The sequence below is a fragment of the Agrobacterium sp. RAC06 genome (genome assembly GCF_001713475.1).
Lineage (GTDB): Bacteria > Pseudomonadota > Alphaproteobacteria > Rhizobiales > Rhizobiaceae > Allorhizobium.
Map to the genome: position 1 here is coordinate 2,279,155 of NZ_CP016499.1, position 15,812 is coordinate 2,294,966.

Below are 15,812 nucleotides of genomic sequence, written 5' to 3' on the forward strand. Positions count from 1 at the left end.
CTTAGCTCAGCCCCATATAACGGCCGGGCTTGTGGTTGATCGCGAGGATCAGGTTGGCGATGGCAGCGCCCAGCACCGAGAGTGCCAACCGGTCGGCCGGCAGCACGAAGAAGGCGATTGCGAGGATCGTGAGATCGACACCAAGCTGGAAATAACCGGCGCGCAGCCCTGTCTTTTCCTGCAGATACATGGCGAGGATATTGATGCCGCCGAGACCCGTGCGGTGGCGGAAAAGCATCAGCAAGCCAGTACCGATCAAGCCGCCGCCGATCACCGTGGCGTAGAGTGGATCGAGATGGGAAAAATCGATCCATTGGCCGTTCAGCTTCGACAGGATCGACACCAGCGCCACGGCTGTGAAGGTGCGCAGCGTGAAGGCCCACCCCATGCGTTTGACCGCCAGGATGTAGAAGGGCAAATTGACGACGAAGAAGATGACGCCGAAGCCCCAGCCACTGACATAGGACAGAAGCAGCGCGAGGCCGGCGCTCGACCCGACCGTCAGCATGGTTTCGGTGTAGATCAGCGTCCCGAGCGACACGAACATCGTGCCGGAAATCATCGCGAGCACGTCTTCATAAAGGCGATGACGCTCTGCGCCCGCCTGGTTCACGGTGGTCGTGGTCATGGTTTCAGCCCAGAAGCGGTTTCAGAACAGCGGCGACGCGCGGAATATCCTGGCTCTTCAGGCCCGCAATATTGATGCGTCCAGAGGTCGGCATGTAGATGCCGTGATCCTTGCGCAGCGACAGCACGTCGGCTTCCTTGAGCGGCAGGAGCGAGAACATGCCCTGCTGCTCGGCGATCTGCGGCGCAAGCTGCCAACCGTCGCCGAGGGCCGTGGCCAGTTCGCGACGCAGGCCATTGAGACGGTCGCGCATGCTGTTCAGTTCGTCGATCCAGTCCTGGCGCAGGCTCTCTGTCGAGAGGATCGTGCGCACGACGGCCGCACCATGATCCGGTGGCATGGAATAGCTGGTCCGCGCCATGGTCACGAGATTGGAGCGAGCAATGTCGGCCGCCTCCTGCGTCTCGGCAACAGCAAAGATGGCGCCTGTGCGTTCACGGTAAATGCCGAAGGATTTGGAGCAGGAAACCGCGACCAAGGCTTCCGGCACTGCAGCGATAATGGTGCGCAGACCAGCGGCATCTTCCTCGATGCCGGCGCCAAACCCTTGATAGGCAGAATCGATCAGTGGCACGAGGCGACGTTCGGCGATCACGGCCGCGAGTTCTTCCCACTGGGCAGACGTGAGCGTGGCGCCGGTCGGGTTGTGGCAGCTCGCATGAATGAGCACGGCATCACCGCGCGGGGCGCTGCTCAGCGCCTTCATCATGCTGGCAAAGCGCACGTCCTGTGTCGGCACGTCGAAATAGGGATAGGTCTCAACGCTGAGGCCGGTGGCGCCGAAGATACCGGCATGGTTCGGCCAGCTGGGCAGACCAAGATGAATGCGGCCGCTGCTCGCGCGCGCGATGAGATCCGACGCAAGACGCAGCGCCCCCGAACCGCCGGGGGTCTGAACGCCCGCGGCGAACTTGCCCTGTCCCTTGCCGCCGACAAGATCCCAGAGCAGGTCGAGGAAGACCCTGTCGCCTTCCGGCGCCACATAGGACTTGCTGTCCTGCTTCTCCAACAGCTCCTTCTCGGCCGCCTTGACCGAGCGCATCACAGGCGTGCGCCCGAGATCATCACGGTAGACTCCGACCCCGAGGTCGATCTTGTCGGCGCGCTGATCGGCATTGTAGAGCCCGATCAGGGCAAGCAACGGGTCATTGGGCTGCGAGGCGAGCTTGTCGAACATCGGGGACCTTCGTCAAAGTGCAATTGTGTTGGACCAGAGATATCAAGTTTGCCGCGCAAAGTCTCTGCGGATTTCATGCCCGGCGTCAGGGGTGACTTAAGATGAATTGCCAGACATCCAGCTTTGACGATAAAATATTGCGCACTGATGGACGGTAGAGATCGATAATGGAAGCTGAGAGCGCCACACTGGACAGGATCGATCGGAAGATCATTGCCTGTCTTCTGAACGATGCAAGCCTGAACAATGCGGAACTCGCCGAGCGTGTCGGGCTGACCGCCGCCCCCCTTTCGCGTCGGCTCGCCAGACTCTATTCGAGCGGCATCATACGGCAGGCGATCGTGGTCGATGCGCCGCGCGTCGGCCTCGGCCTGCAGGCCTTCGTCGAAATCACCCTGGATCGCACGACGCCGCAGGTGGGCGAACGTTTTATCGAACATGTCGGCAAACTGCCCGAAGTAGTCGAGATCCATGCCGTTGCCGGCGGCTTCGATTTTCTGCTGAAGATCTCGGTTCGTGACATGACGGACTACAAGCGCCTGATCTGGCAGGAATTCGATCGACTGGCCGAGATCAAAACAATCAGGTCGACGATGGTATTCGACAGTCCGAAGATCTCTTACGGCTATCTGCCATAACGAAAAAGGGCGCCGACCGGGCGCCCTTTGTCATCGCATCAAGCTTTAGAAAGCGATCAACCGGCCGCCGCTGCCAGCTGGCGCTTTGCCATGCGGGCGCGGATCGATTCCACGTCGGCGCGCGGTGTCGCAGCAAATAGCGTGCGTGTATATTCGTGCTGCGGGTCAGAGAAGACCGCATCGCGTGTGCCGTATTCCACGGCCTCACCGTAATACATCACCATCACCTCGTCGGCGATGTAGCGCACAACCGAGAGGTCGTGGCTGATGAAGACATAGGTCAGGCCAAACTCTTCCTGCAGGTCGGCAAGCAGGTTCAGCACCTGGGCCTGGACCGAGAGGTCGAGCGCCGAAACCGGTTCGTCGAGCACGAGCAGCTTCGGATTGAGCATCAACGCACGAGCAATCGCGATACGCTGGCGCTGGCCGCCCGAGAACATGTGCGGGTAGCGGTTATAGTGCTCCGGACCGAGGCCGACCTTGATCAGCATTTCGGTTGCGCGTTCCCGCCGCTCGGCCGAGCTCATCTTGGTGTTGATGAGCAAGGGCTCGCCGAGCACATCGCCGATCTTCTGGCGCGGATTGAGCGAGCCATAGGGGTTCTGGAAGACGATCTGCACCTTCTGGCGCATGTCCGATGTTAGATGGCCAGGACGCAAGTCGACCTTCTGGCCGTCGATCAACAACTCGCCCGCCGTTGGCTCATCGATGAAGGTCAGGATGCGGGCAAGCGTGGACTTGCCGCAACCGCTTTCGCCGACGATGGCGAGCGTCTTACCCTTGTCGAGCTTGAAAGACACGCCTTTGACAGCGTGGACGATCTTGTCTTCCTTGAAGAGACCTTGCGACACACGGTAGTCGCGCTTGACGTCGCGAATTTCGAGCATCGGGGTTTGCATCTCTGTGGTCATGCGGCACCTCCCGTTTCTGCGGCGGCCAGGAAGTCGGAGACCGTCGTCAGGCGGTCGCCGGTGGCGTTTTCCGGCAGGGCCGAAAGCAGCGCGCGGGTATAGGGGTTCTTCGGGTTTTCGAAGAGCGAGAGCACATCGGCCTCTTCCATCTTCCGGCCCTTGTACTGGACGATGACGCGGTCCGCGGTCTCGGCAACCACAGCCATGTCGTGGGTGATCATGATGAGGCCCATGCCGGTCTCGGCCTGGATCTTCATGAGGAGGTCGAGGATCTGCTTCTGGATCGTCACGTCGAGCGCGGTCGTCGGCTCGTCTGCGATCAGGAGTTTGGGATTGCAGGCGATCGCAATCGCGATCATCACGCGCTGACACTGACCGCCCGACATCTGGTGCGGGAAGTGGTTGAGGCGTTCCGCAGGATCCGGCAGTCCGACCAGCTTGAAGAGCTCGATGGCGCGTTCGCGGCATTCCTTTTTGCCGAGGCCCATGTGCAGGCGCAGGACTTCCTCGATCTGGAAGCCGACGGTGAAGCAGGGATTAAGGCTTGCGACCGGCTCCTGGAAGATCATGGCGACATCCTTGCCGATCAGCTTGCGCCGGTCGGCTGCCGAGATCTTCTGGATGTCACGGCCCTGGAATTCCATCTTGTCGGCGGTGATCTTTGCAGTCCAGGGCAAAAGGCCCATGACGGCAAGCATGGCGACAGACTTGCCGGAGCCGCTTTCTCCGACGATGGCAAGCACTTCACCCGGCTCCACCGACATCGACACGCCGTCGACGGCCTTGAACCAACCACTGGCCGTCTCGAACTGGACGGTGAGGTTCTGAATCTCGAGAAGTGCCATGATCAGGACCTCTTCAGCTTGGGATCGAGCGCATCGCGCAGGCCGTCACCCATGAGGTTGATGGCGAGAACGGTGATCAGGATGGCGAGACCCGGGAAGGTGACGACCCACCAGGCGCGCAGTATGAATTCGCGCGCTTCGGCCAGCATCGTGCCCCATTCGGGTGCCGGAGGCTGGGCGCCCATACCGAGGAAGCCGAGGGCGGCTGCATCGAGGATGGCGTTCGAGAAGGAGAGCGTAGCCTGAACGATCAGCGGCGCCATGCAGTTCGGCAGGATCGTCTTGAACATCAGGCGGAAGGGACTTGCACCGGCTAGCCGTGCGGCCGTCACGTAGTCACGTGTCTTTTCCGACATCACCGCAGCACGGGTCAGGCGGACGAAATGCGGCTGCAGGACCAGCGCGATCGCGATCATGCCATTGGTCAGGCCGGGGCCGAGGATCGCGACGAGCACAAGTGCCAGCAGCAGCGACGGGAAGGCCAGGATGATGTCCATCAGGCGCATGATCGCGGTGTCGAGCCAGCCACCGTAATAGCCGGCGATGACACCAATCGCGATGCCCGTCGTCAGCGACAGCGTCGTAACGAACACACCGATGAACAGAGAATACTGCGAACCGTAGATCAGGCGCGAGAGGATGTCGCGTCCGACGGGATCGGTGCCGAGCGGGAAGCTCCAGTTACCACCTTCAAGCCAGGCGGGCGGAAGCAGAACCGCATCACGATATTGCTCGAAGGGCGAATGGGGTGCGATGACGCCGGCGAAGACGGCGATCAGCACGAGAGCGACGAAGACGACGAGGCCTGCGACGGCACCGCGGTTTTCGGAAAAGTAGAACCAGAATTCGGCCAGCATCTGGCGGCGCATCTGGGCGCTCGAAACCGGCTGGCTGGTTGTTGTCTCTGCCATGGGACTTTATCCTTCTAGTGGCGGATGCGCGGGTTGATCAGGCCGTAGAGCAGGTCGACGATGAGATTCACGACCATGATGATGCCGGCAATCAGGAGGAGGCCTCCCTGGATGACCGGGTAGTCACGGCGGAACACACTGTCGACCATCCACTTGCCGATGCCCGGCCAGGAAAAGATCGTTTCGGTCAGGATCGCGCCGGCCAGCAGGACACCGATCTGCAGGCCGATCGTGGTGATGACCGGGATCATGGCATTGCGCAGCGCATGCAGGCTGACGACGCGGAAAGGCGAGAGGCCCTTGGCGCGGGCCGTCCGGATATAATCTTCCGACAGGACTTCCAGCATGGCCGAGCGCGTCTGCCGCGCGATGACGGCGAGAGGAATGGTCGCAAGCACGATCGTCGGCAGGATGAGATGGCTGACGGCCGAGGCAAAGGCGCCCTTCTGTCCCGACAGCAGGCTGTCGATCAGCATGAAACCCGTGACCGGCGGGAAGAAGAACATCAGCGAGATGCGTCCCGATACCGGTGTCCACTGCAGGATGCCGGAGAACAGGATCATCAATAGAAGGCCCCACCAGAAGATCGGCATGGAATAGCCGACAAGGGCAATTCCCATCATGGTCTGGTCGAAGAATGAACCGCGCTTGATCGCAGCGATGATGCCGGCGGGAACGCCGATCGCGACGGCCAACAGGATCGCACAGATGGACAATTCGACGGTGGCGGGGAACAGCGCGAAGAACTGGTCGATGATCGGGCTCTTCGAGACAATCGAAGTGCCGAAGTCACCGGTCAGGACGCCGCCGAGATAATCGAAGTACTGGACGACGACAGGACGGTCGAGACCGAGCTGCGCACTGATCTGTGCGTGCCGCTCGGGCGACATGACGCGCTCACCGGAGAGCAGCGCAACCGGATCGCCAGGAAGAAGCCGGATGAAAGCGAAGGCAATGATCGAGACGCCGAGAAAGGTCGGGATCAAGACGGCGAGCCGTCGCAGGAGAAAGCCAAACATGTGTGAGACCTGTTGTTTAAGGGAGGTCGAACCACGGCACCAAGGCCATCTGTGGTTACCCGAAACGCTTCACCTGAGCTTTCGAGCATGACGCGAGATTGGTCTTGCATCAACGACAAACGCCGCGGGCCAGGGCCCGCGGCGAAAGATTGCGTGTTCCGATTACTCGGCGATGTCGACGTTTTCGAAGGTGAAGTCGCCAAGTGGGCTCTGGACGAAGCCAGAGACTTCCTTGCGCATCGGAACGATCGAGAGCGAATGGTCGATCGTGGCCCAAGGCGCTTCGCGCTTGAAGACGAGCTGCGCTTCTTCGTAGAGCTTGGTGCGCTCGGCCTGGTCGGAGGTGACCTTGGCCTTCTTCACCAGGGCGTCGAACTCCTCGTTGCACCACTGAGCGCGGTTGTTGCCGCCGACGGCAGAGCAGCCGAGCAGCGTGTCGAGGAAGTTGTCCGGGTCGCCGTTGTCGCCGGTCCAGCCGAGCATGACGGCGCCGTCACGATCCTTGGCCTTCGAGCGGTCGAGATACTCGGCCCATTCGTAGGAGACGATCTCGACGGTGACGCCGATCTTGGAGAAATCGTCCTGGATGATTTCAGCGGCGCGACGTGCGTTCAGCATGTAGGGGCGCGAAACCGGCATTGCCCAGACCTTCATCGAAAGGCCGGTTACACCAGCGGCTTCGAGTTCTGCCTTCGCAGCTTCCAGGTCATACGCGTCGTCCTGAGTGGACTGGTTGTAAGACCACATGGTCGGCGGGATCGGGTTCTTGGCCGGAGTCGCCATGCCCTGGAATACGGCGTCGACGATGGCTTCCTTGTTGATCGCCTTGTTCAGCGCCTTACGCACTTCCGGCTTGTCGAACGGAGCCTGGGTCGTGTTGTAGGCCAGGTAAGCGACGTTCAGGCCTTCCTGTTCCATGACCGTCAGAGCCGGGTCGGACTTCATGGTCTCGACGTCGGCTGCGTTCGGGAACGGCATCAGGTGGCATTCGCCAGCCTTGAGCTTCTGGTAACGAACGGCAGCATCCGTGGTGATCGCGAAGACGAGATCGTCGATCTTCGGCGCGCCACCCCAATAATCGGCGTTCTTCTTGTAGCGGATGACGGCGTCCTGCTGGTAACCGACGAAGGAGAACGGACCCGTGCCGACCGGCATCTGGTTCAGCTGTTCCTTCTTGCCTTCAGCTTCGAGCTTGTCGGCATATTCCTTCGAAACGATCGATGCGAAGGGCATTGCAAGGTTCGCGAGGAACGGTGCTTCCGGCTTGTTGAGCGTGATCTTGACCGTCATGTCGTCGACCTTTTCGATCGACTTGATCAGCTCGGGGAAGCCCATGCCTGCGGCATATTCCCAGGAGGTGCCGGCAACATACTGGTTCCACGGATGATCGGCCTTCAGCTGGCGATCCAGCGAGAAGAGGACGTCATCGGCGTTGAAATCACGCGACGGAGTGAAGAACTCGGTCGTGTGGAACTTGACGCCCGAACGAAGCTTGAAGGTGTATTCGGTGCCTTCGGCGTTGACTTCATAGCTTTCGGCCAGACCGGCTTCCGCTTCGGTGGTGCCGGGCTTGAATTCCATCAGGCGGCTGTAGATCGGATGCGCGGAGGCATCAAAGGTCGTGCCGGCGGTGTACATGCCGGGATCGAAGCCTTCCGGCGATCCTTCCGAGCAGTAAACGAAGGTCTTGGCGCTTGCCGCGCCCGACAGGAAAGTGGCGGCAGCGAGTGCTGCAGCTGCAAGAGCGAACTTGGTTTTCATGAACAGTCTCCCAAAGGCAAAGGACGAGCGTCCTCGCCGGTTCTTTTGGTCCCGCGGCGCGTGGATCGCGCCCGTGTTTTGTGAAGGTCGGGGTCAACCGGTCTTCCGGCGATCGAAGGGTCTCCAGCCGCGCGTCGTAATCTGACAAGCAGCAGAGGTCGTCCACTCGATCACTGATGCAGTGTCTTATCGCCTTCGGAAACGTTGTAAAGAGAGATTCGGCTCAATTCCGTCACAGAATTGGTCTGGTTTTCGCCACAATAGACGGATGGCAGTTCAAATGTTTTCTAAAACGACAGGTCGCTTTGGGAACTCATCGAACATTAGAGATCTTTGATTGACCCTAAGAATCAAGGCCGCGCCACGTAGTGCGTCGCAAAAAGACAAGGACATTTGGCCGAGTCGCGGTGGTCTAGCAACGGAAAGAAAATTTATCAACCGATCAAAAAAAACAATGAAACGCAACGCCATCGGCACGGGCGAAAAGGGGAAGGAGGAGAGGCTTGGGGACCCTCTCCTCCTCTCCTTCAGTCACGCTTTGTGGGGAGAGCGACCGAAGAAGAAAGCATAGGCTGCAGGCAGAACCAGAATGGTCAGGACGGTTGCGACCAGAATGCCGCCCATCATCGCGTAAGCCAGCGGCCCCCAGAAGATGCCGCGTGAAATCGGGATCAGCGCGAGAACTGCGGTCAGCGCCGTCAGCATGATTGGGCGGAAGCGGCGGACAGCCGATCCGATGATCGCTTCACGCCGTTCCATGCCAGCTGCGATGTCCTGGTCGATCTGGTCGATCAAAATGATCGAGTTGCGGATGATGATGCCGAGCAGGGCGATAACGCCAAGGATCGCGACAAATCCGAAGGGGGCGCCTGAAATGAGGAGGGCCGCGGCGGCCCCGATGATGCCGAGCGGTCCGGTCGCCAGCACCAGCATGGCCTTGCCGAAATGCTGAAGCTGGATCATTAGCAGCACCACAATGACCAGCAGCATGATCGGCGCCTTGGCCGCAATCGAATTCTGGCTCTCGGCGCTGTCCTCCGCTCCGCCCTGGATCTCGATCGCGTAACCAGCCGGCAGGCTGTCGCGCAAGGACTGCATTTCGTCGAACATCTTCAAGGTCACGTCGTTCGATTGCAGACCGTCCGGCAAGGTGGCTCGCACCGTGATCGTCGGCAAACGATTGCGACGCCATTCGATGCCCTGCTCCAGCTTCGGCACGACCTTGGCAATCTGCGACAAGGGGATGAATGCCCCGAGATCGGTCGGGACATAGATCGAATTGACTGCCGTCAACAGGCGGCGGCTATCTTCCGGCTCCCGGGCCACGATCGAGATTGTTTCCTCACCGGCGCGAACATCGGCGAGTGGCGCACCGCTCATTGTCGCCTGCAGCATCTGACGCAGGCGCTGTGAGGAGACGCCGAGGGCACGGGCACGATCCTGGTCGACGACCAGCGTCATCGCGGGGACCGGCTCAAGCCAGTCGTCATGGACAGCCTGCAAAACGGGGTTCTGGTTGAAGCGCGCCTTTACCTGATCGGCAATGCGACGAACCTCGTCCCGCTCCGGTCCGCTTACACGCATCTGCACGGCCCATCCGGTCGGCGGCCCTAGGAACAGTCGATCGACCTTACCGCGCACCGAGGGGAAGTCTTCCGCCAGTGCCATGCGCAACTTGGTGATCAGACGTTCGCGCGCATCCTCGTCCCTCGCCATGACCAAGAGCTGGGCATAGTTCGGATTGCGCAACTGCTGGTCGAGCGGCAGGAAGAAGCGCGGCGCGCCCTCACCCACATAGGTTGCGACGAAGCGCTGATCCGGATCGGTCAGCAATACCGCTTCGAGGCGCCGGGCCTCAGCCTCGACTTCCTTGATCGAGGTACCCTCGGGCAACCACATGTCGACAAGGATTTCCGGTCGTGACGACTGCGGGAAGAAGTTCTTCGGGATGAACTGGAAGGACCAGAGGCTGACCGCAAAGATGGCGAGCGTCGAGACGATCACGATGATGCGGTGCTCCACCGCCCAGGAGACGGTCGCACGGAGGCGACGATAGAAGCGGGTGTCGAAAGCGTCGTGATGGCTGCCGGCATGGGCCCTCTGCTTCAGGATCATGTAACCGAGCCAGGGCGTGAAGTAGACGGCGACGAACCAGGAAATGACCAGGGAGATACCCACGACATAAAACAGCGAGCGGACATATTCACCGGCTGTCGATTCCGCGAAGCCGACCGGGATGAAACCGGCTGTGGTTATGAGTGTTCCGGTGAGCATTGGAAAGGCCGTCGAGGAATAGGCGAAACTCGCCGCATCCAGCTTCTCAAGCCCCTCCTCCAGTTTTCGCTCCATCATCTCCACGACGATCATCGCGTCATCGACCAGCAGGCCTAGCGCGATGATCAGGGCACCGAGCGAGATCCGCTGCAGGTCGAGCCCGAGTTCGTACATGACGGCGAAGGTTGCGGCGAGCACCAGCGGTATGGCGATCGCAATCACCAGGCCAGAGCGCCAGCCGATGGAGACGAAGGAGACGACGAGCACGATCAGCAGGGCTTCGCCGAGCGCCTTCATGAATTCACCGATTGCCTCGCGAACCACTTCCGGCTGGTTGGAAATCTGCGATACCTCGAGGCCGATTGGCAGCGTCGCCTCGAAACGCTCCAGCGTCTCCTCCACGGCATCACCGACATCGGTCACCTTGAAGCCCTTGGCCATGACGACGCCGACCTGGACGGAGTCCTTGCCGTTGAACCGGAACTTGCGCTGGTAGGGATCCTCGAGACCTTCGGTGACCGTGGCGATATCGCCCAGACGCGTGACCTGGTTGCCGGAATTCAGGCGCAGTTCGCGGATGTCTTCCGCGGCGGAGAAACCGCCATCGACGGATATGCGGACCGATCGGGATCCCGTGTCGATACTCCCGGTGGCATCAATCGCATTCTGGCCGGCAAGTGCGCTCTGCAGGTCGGTGAAGGTCAGACCGCGTTCGGCAAGCGCCTTGGACGACACTTCGATAAAGATCTTCTGCGGTTGATCGCCCAAGATCACCGCCTTTTCGACCCCTTCGGTCGACAAGAGGACATCGCGCGCCTGGATCGCATGCTGCTTGAGCTCGGGATAGCTGTAGCCATCGCCTGTCAGCGCATAGAGCGTGATGTAGGTATCGCCGAACTCGTCGTTGAAATATGGGCCCAGCAGACCTTCGGGCAGCTCGTTCTCGATGTCGCCGACCTTCTTGCGGACCTGGTAGAAGGCATCAGCCACATCATCGGCATCGGTATTGCCCGTCACCTGCAGCGTGATGATCGCCGAACCCGGTCGGGTGTAGGACTTGACCCAGTCCAGATAGGGCGTCTCCTGCAGCTTGCGCTCGATCTTGTTGACCACCTGATCCTGCATGTCGGCCAGCGATGCGCCCGGCCAGAAGGCCTGCACCACCATGACGCGGAAGGTGAAGTCCGGATCTTCCTTCTGGCCCATTCGCATCAGTCCGAAGAGACCCGTCAGGATGATGAGGCCGAAGAGGAAACGGGCTATGCTGGGATGAGCGATGGCCCAACGGGACAGGTTGAACGAGCCCGGCTCGACAGGAGAGTTTGTCATGATTGAAATGTCCCGAAGGTAGGGGGCGCGCTGGGCTTACCGGGTTGCGGCGTCGGGCGTGACGGTGGCGGTTGTCGGACCAGCCTCGGCCGAGCGCGAGAGGTTCTCGTTGGCCAGCCGAACCTTCATGTCTTCCGCCATGAACTGCGTGCCTGCCACGACCACGAGATCACCGGGCTTCAAGCCTGCAGACACCTGGATACCCGTATCGGAAAACGTGTCGATCGTGACCGATCGCGCATGGACCGTGGCGTCGGTCCGATCGACGGTCCAGACTTTCGGCTGCTTGGCGGCATCCTGAGCAAGGGCGGAAAGTGGCAGTTCGAACAGGCTCTTGTCCGATGGTGCCAGCGCCGTCACACGCGCGGTCATGCCAAGCAGGATCTGCGGATTGTCGGGAAGCGTGATGCGCACGGCAAAGGTTCGCGACGTTGCATCCGCGCTGCCCGCAACTTCGCGGACGGTGCCTTTGAGGGCAAGGCCATCCTTCGACCAGAAGCCGACTTCGACCTCCTTGCCGGGGGCGAATGCAAAGATCTCGTTTTCCGGCACTGCGATGAGTGCTTCCTTCTCCCCGTCGGCCGCGACCGTGACAACAGGGCTGCCTGCCGCCACAACCTGGCCGGCGTCCGCGCTGATGGCGGTGACAATGCCCGGCTTGTCCGCCTTCAACTCGCCATAGGCGACCTGGTTTCTCGCCTGCTCAAGCGAGGAACGCTGGCTGTCGCGCGTGGCGAGGGCCTGATTGTAGGTGAGTTGCGCCTGCTCAAGCTGCGCCTTGGTCGTCACCTGCTGGCGGTAGAGGGCATCTGCACGTTTCAGGGCGAAGTCCGCCGTTTCCAGCTGGCGGTCGGCGGCGGCGAGGCTCGCCTCGGCACTGCGCATCTGCAACTGGTAATCCGTCACATCGAGGCGCGCCAGAACATCACCCGGCATCACACGATCCCCAATATCGACCGGGCGCTCGATGATCTTGCCGGCCACGCGGAAACCGGTGGCGGCCTCACTGCGGGCCTTTACCGTTCCGGAATAACGCAATTCACGCGCGGTCGACGGCGCCTCGACTTCGAGCACCTTCACGGGGCGAAGGCTCGGCTGCTCCACAGTTTCTGCCCCGCCTTCCGTGCAGGCTGCGAGCCCGAAGGCGGCGAAAAGGGACAATGCAGTCAGGGACAGGCGGGCGCTGGCGGACATAGTGGTTCCTCCCCGGCGGGGGTCTCAGACTTTGAGGGCTCGGATGGCAAATTCGGTCAGATCTTCCGGACCAGCGCGATTGGTCTTGCCAATACACTGGGCGACCATCTGGGGATGGTGCAATGGCGAGGTCGCCGCGCCGAAACAGCGCGCCGCATGGGCCGGATCGCCCTTGGCGAACTCTCCCTTTTCCATGCCTTCGGCAATGATGTCTGTCAGGATGGCCTGGATTTCGTCGATATGCTGATCAATGACACCCCAGCTCTGCTCGATTGCGGCCACGACCATGTCATGCACCTTGCGCTCATCGAGCATGGTGGCCACGGTGAACTCGAAAAGCGTCATGGAATAGCGGCGCAGCCTTTCCTCCGCGCTGACCGGAAGGGCGGCGATGGACTGGGCGATTGACAGGCTCTGGTGCAAGAGGCGGGCGCAGACGCCCTCCAGCAACTCGCTCTTCGAGCCGAAAAACCTGTAGATGTTGGCAGGCGACATGCCGAGTTCCTTCGCCACATCGGCGACCGTCGTCTTGCTATAGCCATAGTGTCGAAACTGCCGCTCCGCCGCCTCGAGGATGCGGGTGGCCATATCGGCTGTTTCGGTGGCCTGGACTGCGCTTGGGGTCATGATGATTTACGTCTGACGATTTTTGAATTTCGTTAGCCGTAAATCAAAAATCGTCAGCGGTCAATCAGATGAGAGGAACAGCGTGTGAGAATGGTGGGCACGGTCCCGCTGCGCAGCAGAACCACTGCGTGCGGGAATAGGAAGCGCCGATCACCGTGAAGAAAGACCTAAGATGCAGATGTAACGCCCGACCTTTTCAGGACGCCAAGCAAACGCTTTGTGCAAGATCCAAGGGGATGGGGGCAGACGATAAATCTGGGAAGATCGGAGAATGGTGCCCGGAGGCGGATTTGAACCACCGACACGCGGATTTTCAAACCGCTTTTGCTGTCGGAATACTGTGCACTTGGCTGAAACAGCACGTCAAACTACCACCCCGAAATCAATCACTTAAGTCACAAATGTCAAGGTCTCTTGAGCGTCTCTACGTCATTGGTGGCGACACTGCTCCATACAGAGCGGCCTTCAGCTCAACTGCCCACGAGACCCCTTCTGCGACGATGTCGAATGGGAGGTGGGCATGACCAATCACCGTCCGTTTCGAGAAGTGAAACTGCAGTGGCTCCAGCAACTGAGCTGCGACAAGGATCTCAGCGATAACGCTCGGTCGGTAGCATTGTACATCGTCACCACACACATGAACGGCCACACCGAGAAGGCGTGGCCGTCCTATCGAACGATTGCCGACGCGACCGGCAAGAGCGTCAAGACCATCCAGCGTGCGATCCGGGAACTCGAAGACAAACAGTGGCTCGATGTCCGGCGCGGGAATGGAACAGGGCACAATACAGAATATCGTCCCTCTGCGTTGTCGATCCTACGAGCATCCGAGGCACGTGAAAAGACGGACAGAATTGTCACCCTTCGCCCAGACGAAGGCGGCCAGATCCGTCCACGAAGGCAGTCAGATATGTCCGGCAAAGGCGGTCAGATATGTCCACCGAATCCAGAGAAAGAAAAAATATATAAACCTAACGCGCGCGAAGAGGCGCAATCCCGCCCCGAAAGACCGTCAGCGGTCCCGTTGGTGTTCGTACCCGCGACAAGGACTGCTCAGATCGACCAATGGCGCATCTGGCTGAGAGAAAGTCAGCTTCCTGACATCGAGGCGCTTAGTCTGATGACCGTCGTTGGCGGTAGGTCAGGTTACTCGCTGCCAGGCAATTGGCCACCGGGTGACGCAGCAGCGGGACGTCTTTCAACAATCGCATTCCTGAGACAGCGCCACGCTCACCTTGCCAACCGCTGGGCCGGCCAGACCGACATCCGCCGGGCATCGTGAACCTGTTGAAAGGTAACGCTATGTGTAATATGTATTCGGGGATTTGAGCTGACATGCGCATTTTCAAAAATGCTTGGTTCGACAAATTCGCACGCAAAGCGCACATCACAGATGGATTGTTGATGGACGCGATTAGGCGTGCTGAGCTCGGATTGATCGATGCGGATCTTGGTGGCGGGCTTATCAAGCAACGACTGGCAAGGCCAGGTCGCGGAAAGTCTGGTGGCTACCGAACGCTTGTTCTGTTTCGCTCCGGGGAGCGTGCAGTCTTCGTGTTCGGCTTCTCCAAGAATGACCGCGCGAACATCAGCGCTGAGGATGAAGTGGCGCTCAAAAAAGCTGCAAAACTGATTCTCGGCCTACCGGACGACGCTATGGCCAGAGAAGTACAAAGCGGCAGGATGAAGGAGGTAACGGGTAGTGAGCAAGGGCTATAAGAGCGAGATCATGGCTTCTGTCCACGAGATGGTCGAAGGCCTTCACCAAAGTGGAGCAGTGGACAAACGCACGATGCGCGAGTTCGACATGGCCTGCCTCAAAGAGGTTCAATCAATTGAGCCAGGTGAGATCCGTATGATCCGCGAGCGAGAGCAGGTCTCGCAACCAGTATTTGCGAGGTATCTGAATGTGAGCAAAGGCCTCGTCTCCGACTGGGAGCGCGGGGTAAAGAAGCCAGGAGGCCCTGCTCTGCGGCTGCTTACGGTCATCAAGGCCAAAGGACTTCAAGCGATCGCTTGAGGAACACGCTATCGCGCAACTGACGCGAATTTCTTGAGTGGCCAATTTGGGGCCGATGGCCGACAGTCCGCTTTTGCACCACGTGGCGCAAAAGCGGACTTCTTACATGAGCATCCTCAAGAATGTGCCTGAGCCTCGCCCCAAGGACGCCCGTTAGATTTCAGTCCGCTCAGCCAGTTCTAGTGCGTCTTCAATGTCGACGCCAAGGTACCTCCCTGTGTTCTCGATCTTGGTATGGCCATGCAGGATCTGGATAGCTCGAAGGATGCCTGTGGACTTATAGACCATGTTCAGGAGCTTCTTGACACCGACGCGCTTGCCTGCGTTCCAAGCCGGACGACCCAGCGCAGCAGGATTATACTGTGACATCCCCGTTTTAATTCTCCTATCGTCACCCTTGGCCAGAGGGAGAATGCGCACCTTCGTTGATATGACGGGGCCGACTGCAGACCGTCTGATTCCGGCTTCGCTGATGGCA

General features: G+C 60.0%; 14 protein-coding genes and 1 pseudogene. 4 read left to right on the forward strand and 11 right to left on the reverse strand.

Annotated elements, in window-relative coordinates:
- Window position 1: 1 nt before the first annotated feature.
- Both BSY240_RS11015 and BSY240_RS11020 read right to left on the reverse strand, forming a co-directional pair.
- Window positions 2-628: a YitT family protein gene (locus BSY240_RS11015; protein ID WP_054149024.1), complete on the reverse strand. Its 627-nt coding sequence runs from the start codon at window positions 626-628 to the stop codon at window positions 2-4.
- A 4-nt stretch (window positions 629-632) separates the two neighbouring features.
- Window positions 633-1,805: an amino acid aminotransferase gene (locus tag BSY240_RS11020; protein WP_069042330.1), complete on the reverse strand. Its 1,173-nt coding sequence runs from the start codon at window positions 1,803-1,805 to the stop codon at window positions 633-635.
- Between the two features lie 167 nt (window positions 1,806-1,972).
- Between BSY240_RS11020 and BSY240_RS11025 the strand changes: the two genes are divergently transcribed.
- Window positions 1,973-2,443 (forward strand): Lrp/AsnC family transcriptional regulator, encoded by a 471-nt coding sequence (locus BSY240_RS11025; protein WP_054149026.1) that lies wholly within the window; start codon window positions 1,973-1,975, stop codon window positions 2,441-2,443.
- Between the two features lie 56 nt (window positions 2,444-2,499).
- Here BSY240_RS11025 and BSY240_RS11030 read toward each other — a convergent pair whose 3' ends face one another.
- The 8 genes from BSY240_RS11030 to BSY240_RS11065 all read right to left on the reverse strand — a co-directional run bounded on the left by BSY240_RS11030 (window position 2,500) and on the right by BSY240_RS11065 (window position 13,314).
- Entirely contained in the window at window positions 2,500-3,342 is an 843-nt protein-coding gene (locus tag BSY240_RS11030; protein WP_054149163.1) for a dipeptide ABC transporter ATP-binding protein, read from the reverse strand.
- A gap of 8 nt (window positions 3,343-3,350) precedes the next feature.
- Entirely contained in the window at window positions 3,351-4,199 is an 849-nt protein-coding gene (locus tag BSY240_RS11035; RefSeq protein ID WP_076391946.1) for an ABC transporter ATP-binding protein, read from the reverse strand.
- 2 nt (window positions 4,200-4,201) lie between these two features.
- Window positions 4,202-5,110, reverse strand: a complete 909-nt coding sequence (locus BSY240_RS11040; protein ID WP_069042331.1) for an ABC transporter permease subunit — start codon at window positions 5,108-5,110, stop codon at window positions 4,202-4,204.
- A gap of 14 nt (window positions 5,111-5,124) precedes the next feature.
- The gene (locus BSY240_RS11045) at window positions 5,125-6,129 is read right to left on the reverse strand and encodes an ABC transporter permease subunit (RefSeq protein ID WP_069042332.1); all 1,005 of its coding nucleotides are present in this window, start codon (window positions 6,127-6,129) and stop codon (window positions 5,125-5,127) included.
- 162 nt (window positions 6,130-6,291) lie between these two features.
- Window positions 6,292-7,890, reverse strand: coding sequence for an ABC transporter substrate-binding protein (locus tag BSY240_RS11050; RefSeq protein ID WP_054149029.1), 1,599 nt, complete (start codon window positions 7,888-7,890; stop codon window positions 6,292-6,294).
- A 531-nt stretch (window positions 7,891-8,421) separates the two neighbouring features.
- A complete protein-coding gene (locus tag BSY240_RS11055) occupies window positions 8,422-11,493 on the reverse strand; it encodes an efflux RND transporter permease subunit (RefSeq protein WP_069042333.1) in 3,072 nt (1,023 codons plus the stop codon).
- A 36-nt stretch (window positions 11,494-11,529) separates the two neighbouring features.
- Complete coding sequence (locus tag BSY240_RS11060) at window positions 11,530-12,687, reverse strand: efflux RND transporter periplasmic adaptor subunit (protein ID WP_069042334.1); 1,158 nt, start codon at window positions 12,685-12,687, stop codon at window positions 11,530-11,532.
- A gap of 24 nt (window positions 12,688-12,711) precedes the next feature.
- Entirely contained in the window at window positions 12,712-13,314 is a 603-nt protein-coding gene (locus BSY240_RS11065; RefSeq protein ID WP_069042335.1) for a TetR family transcriptional regulator, read from the reverse strand.
- Between the two features lie 520 nt (window positions 13,315-13,834).
- Here BSY240_RS11065 and BSY240_RS11070 point away from each other — a divergent pair.
- The 3 genes from BSY240_RS11070 to BSY240_RS11080 are packed head-to-tail and all read left to right on the forward strand — an operon-like array spanning window position 13,835 to window position 15,334.
- Complete coding sequence (locus tag BSY240_RS11070) at window positions 13,835-14,596, forward strand: helix-turn-helix domain-containing protein (RefSeq protein ID WP_069042336.1); 762 nt, start codon at window positions 13,835-13,837, stop codon at window positions 14,594-14,596.
- A 53-nt stretch (window positions 14,597-14,649) separates the two neighbouring features.
- A complete protein-coding gene (locus tag BSY240_RS11075) occupies window positions 14,650-15,033 on the forward strand; it encodes a type II toxin-antitoxin system RelE/ParE family toxin (RefSeq protein ID WP_069042337.1) in 384 nt (127 codons plus the stop codon).
- A complete protein-coding gene (locus BSY240_RS11080) occupies window positions 15,017-15,334 on the forward strand; it encodes a helix-turn-helix domain-containing protein (RefSeq protein WP_069042338.1) in 318 nt (105 codons plus the stop codon). Before BSY240_RS11075 ends, BSY240_RS11080 begins: the two co-directional genes overlap by 17 nt.
- 153 nt (window positions 15,335-15,487) lie before the next feature.
- Here BSY240_RS11080 and BSY240_RS24370 read toward each other — a convergent pair.
- Window positions 15,488-15,622 (reverse strand): annotated as a pseudogene (locus BSY240_RS24370) (integrase); the annotation flags it as partial.
- Window positions 15,623-15,812: the final 190 nt, after the last annotated feature.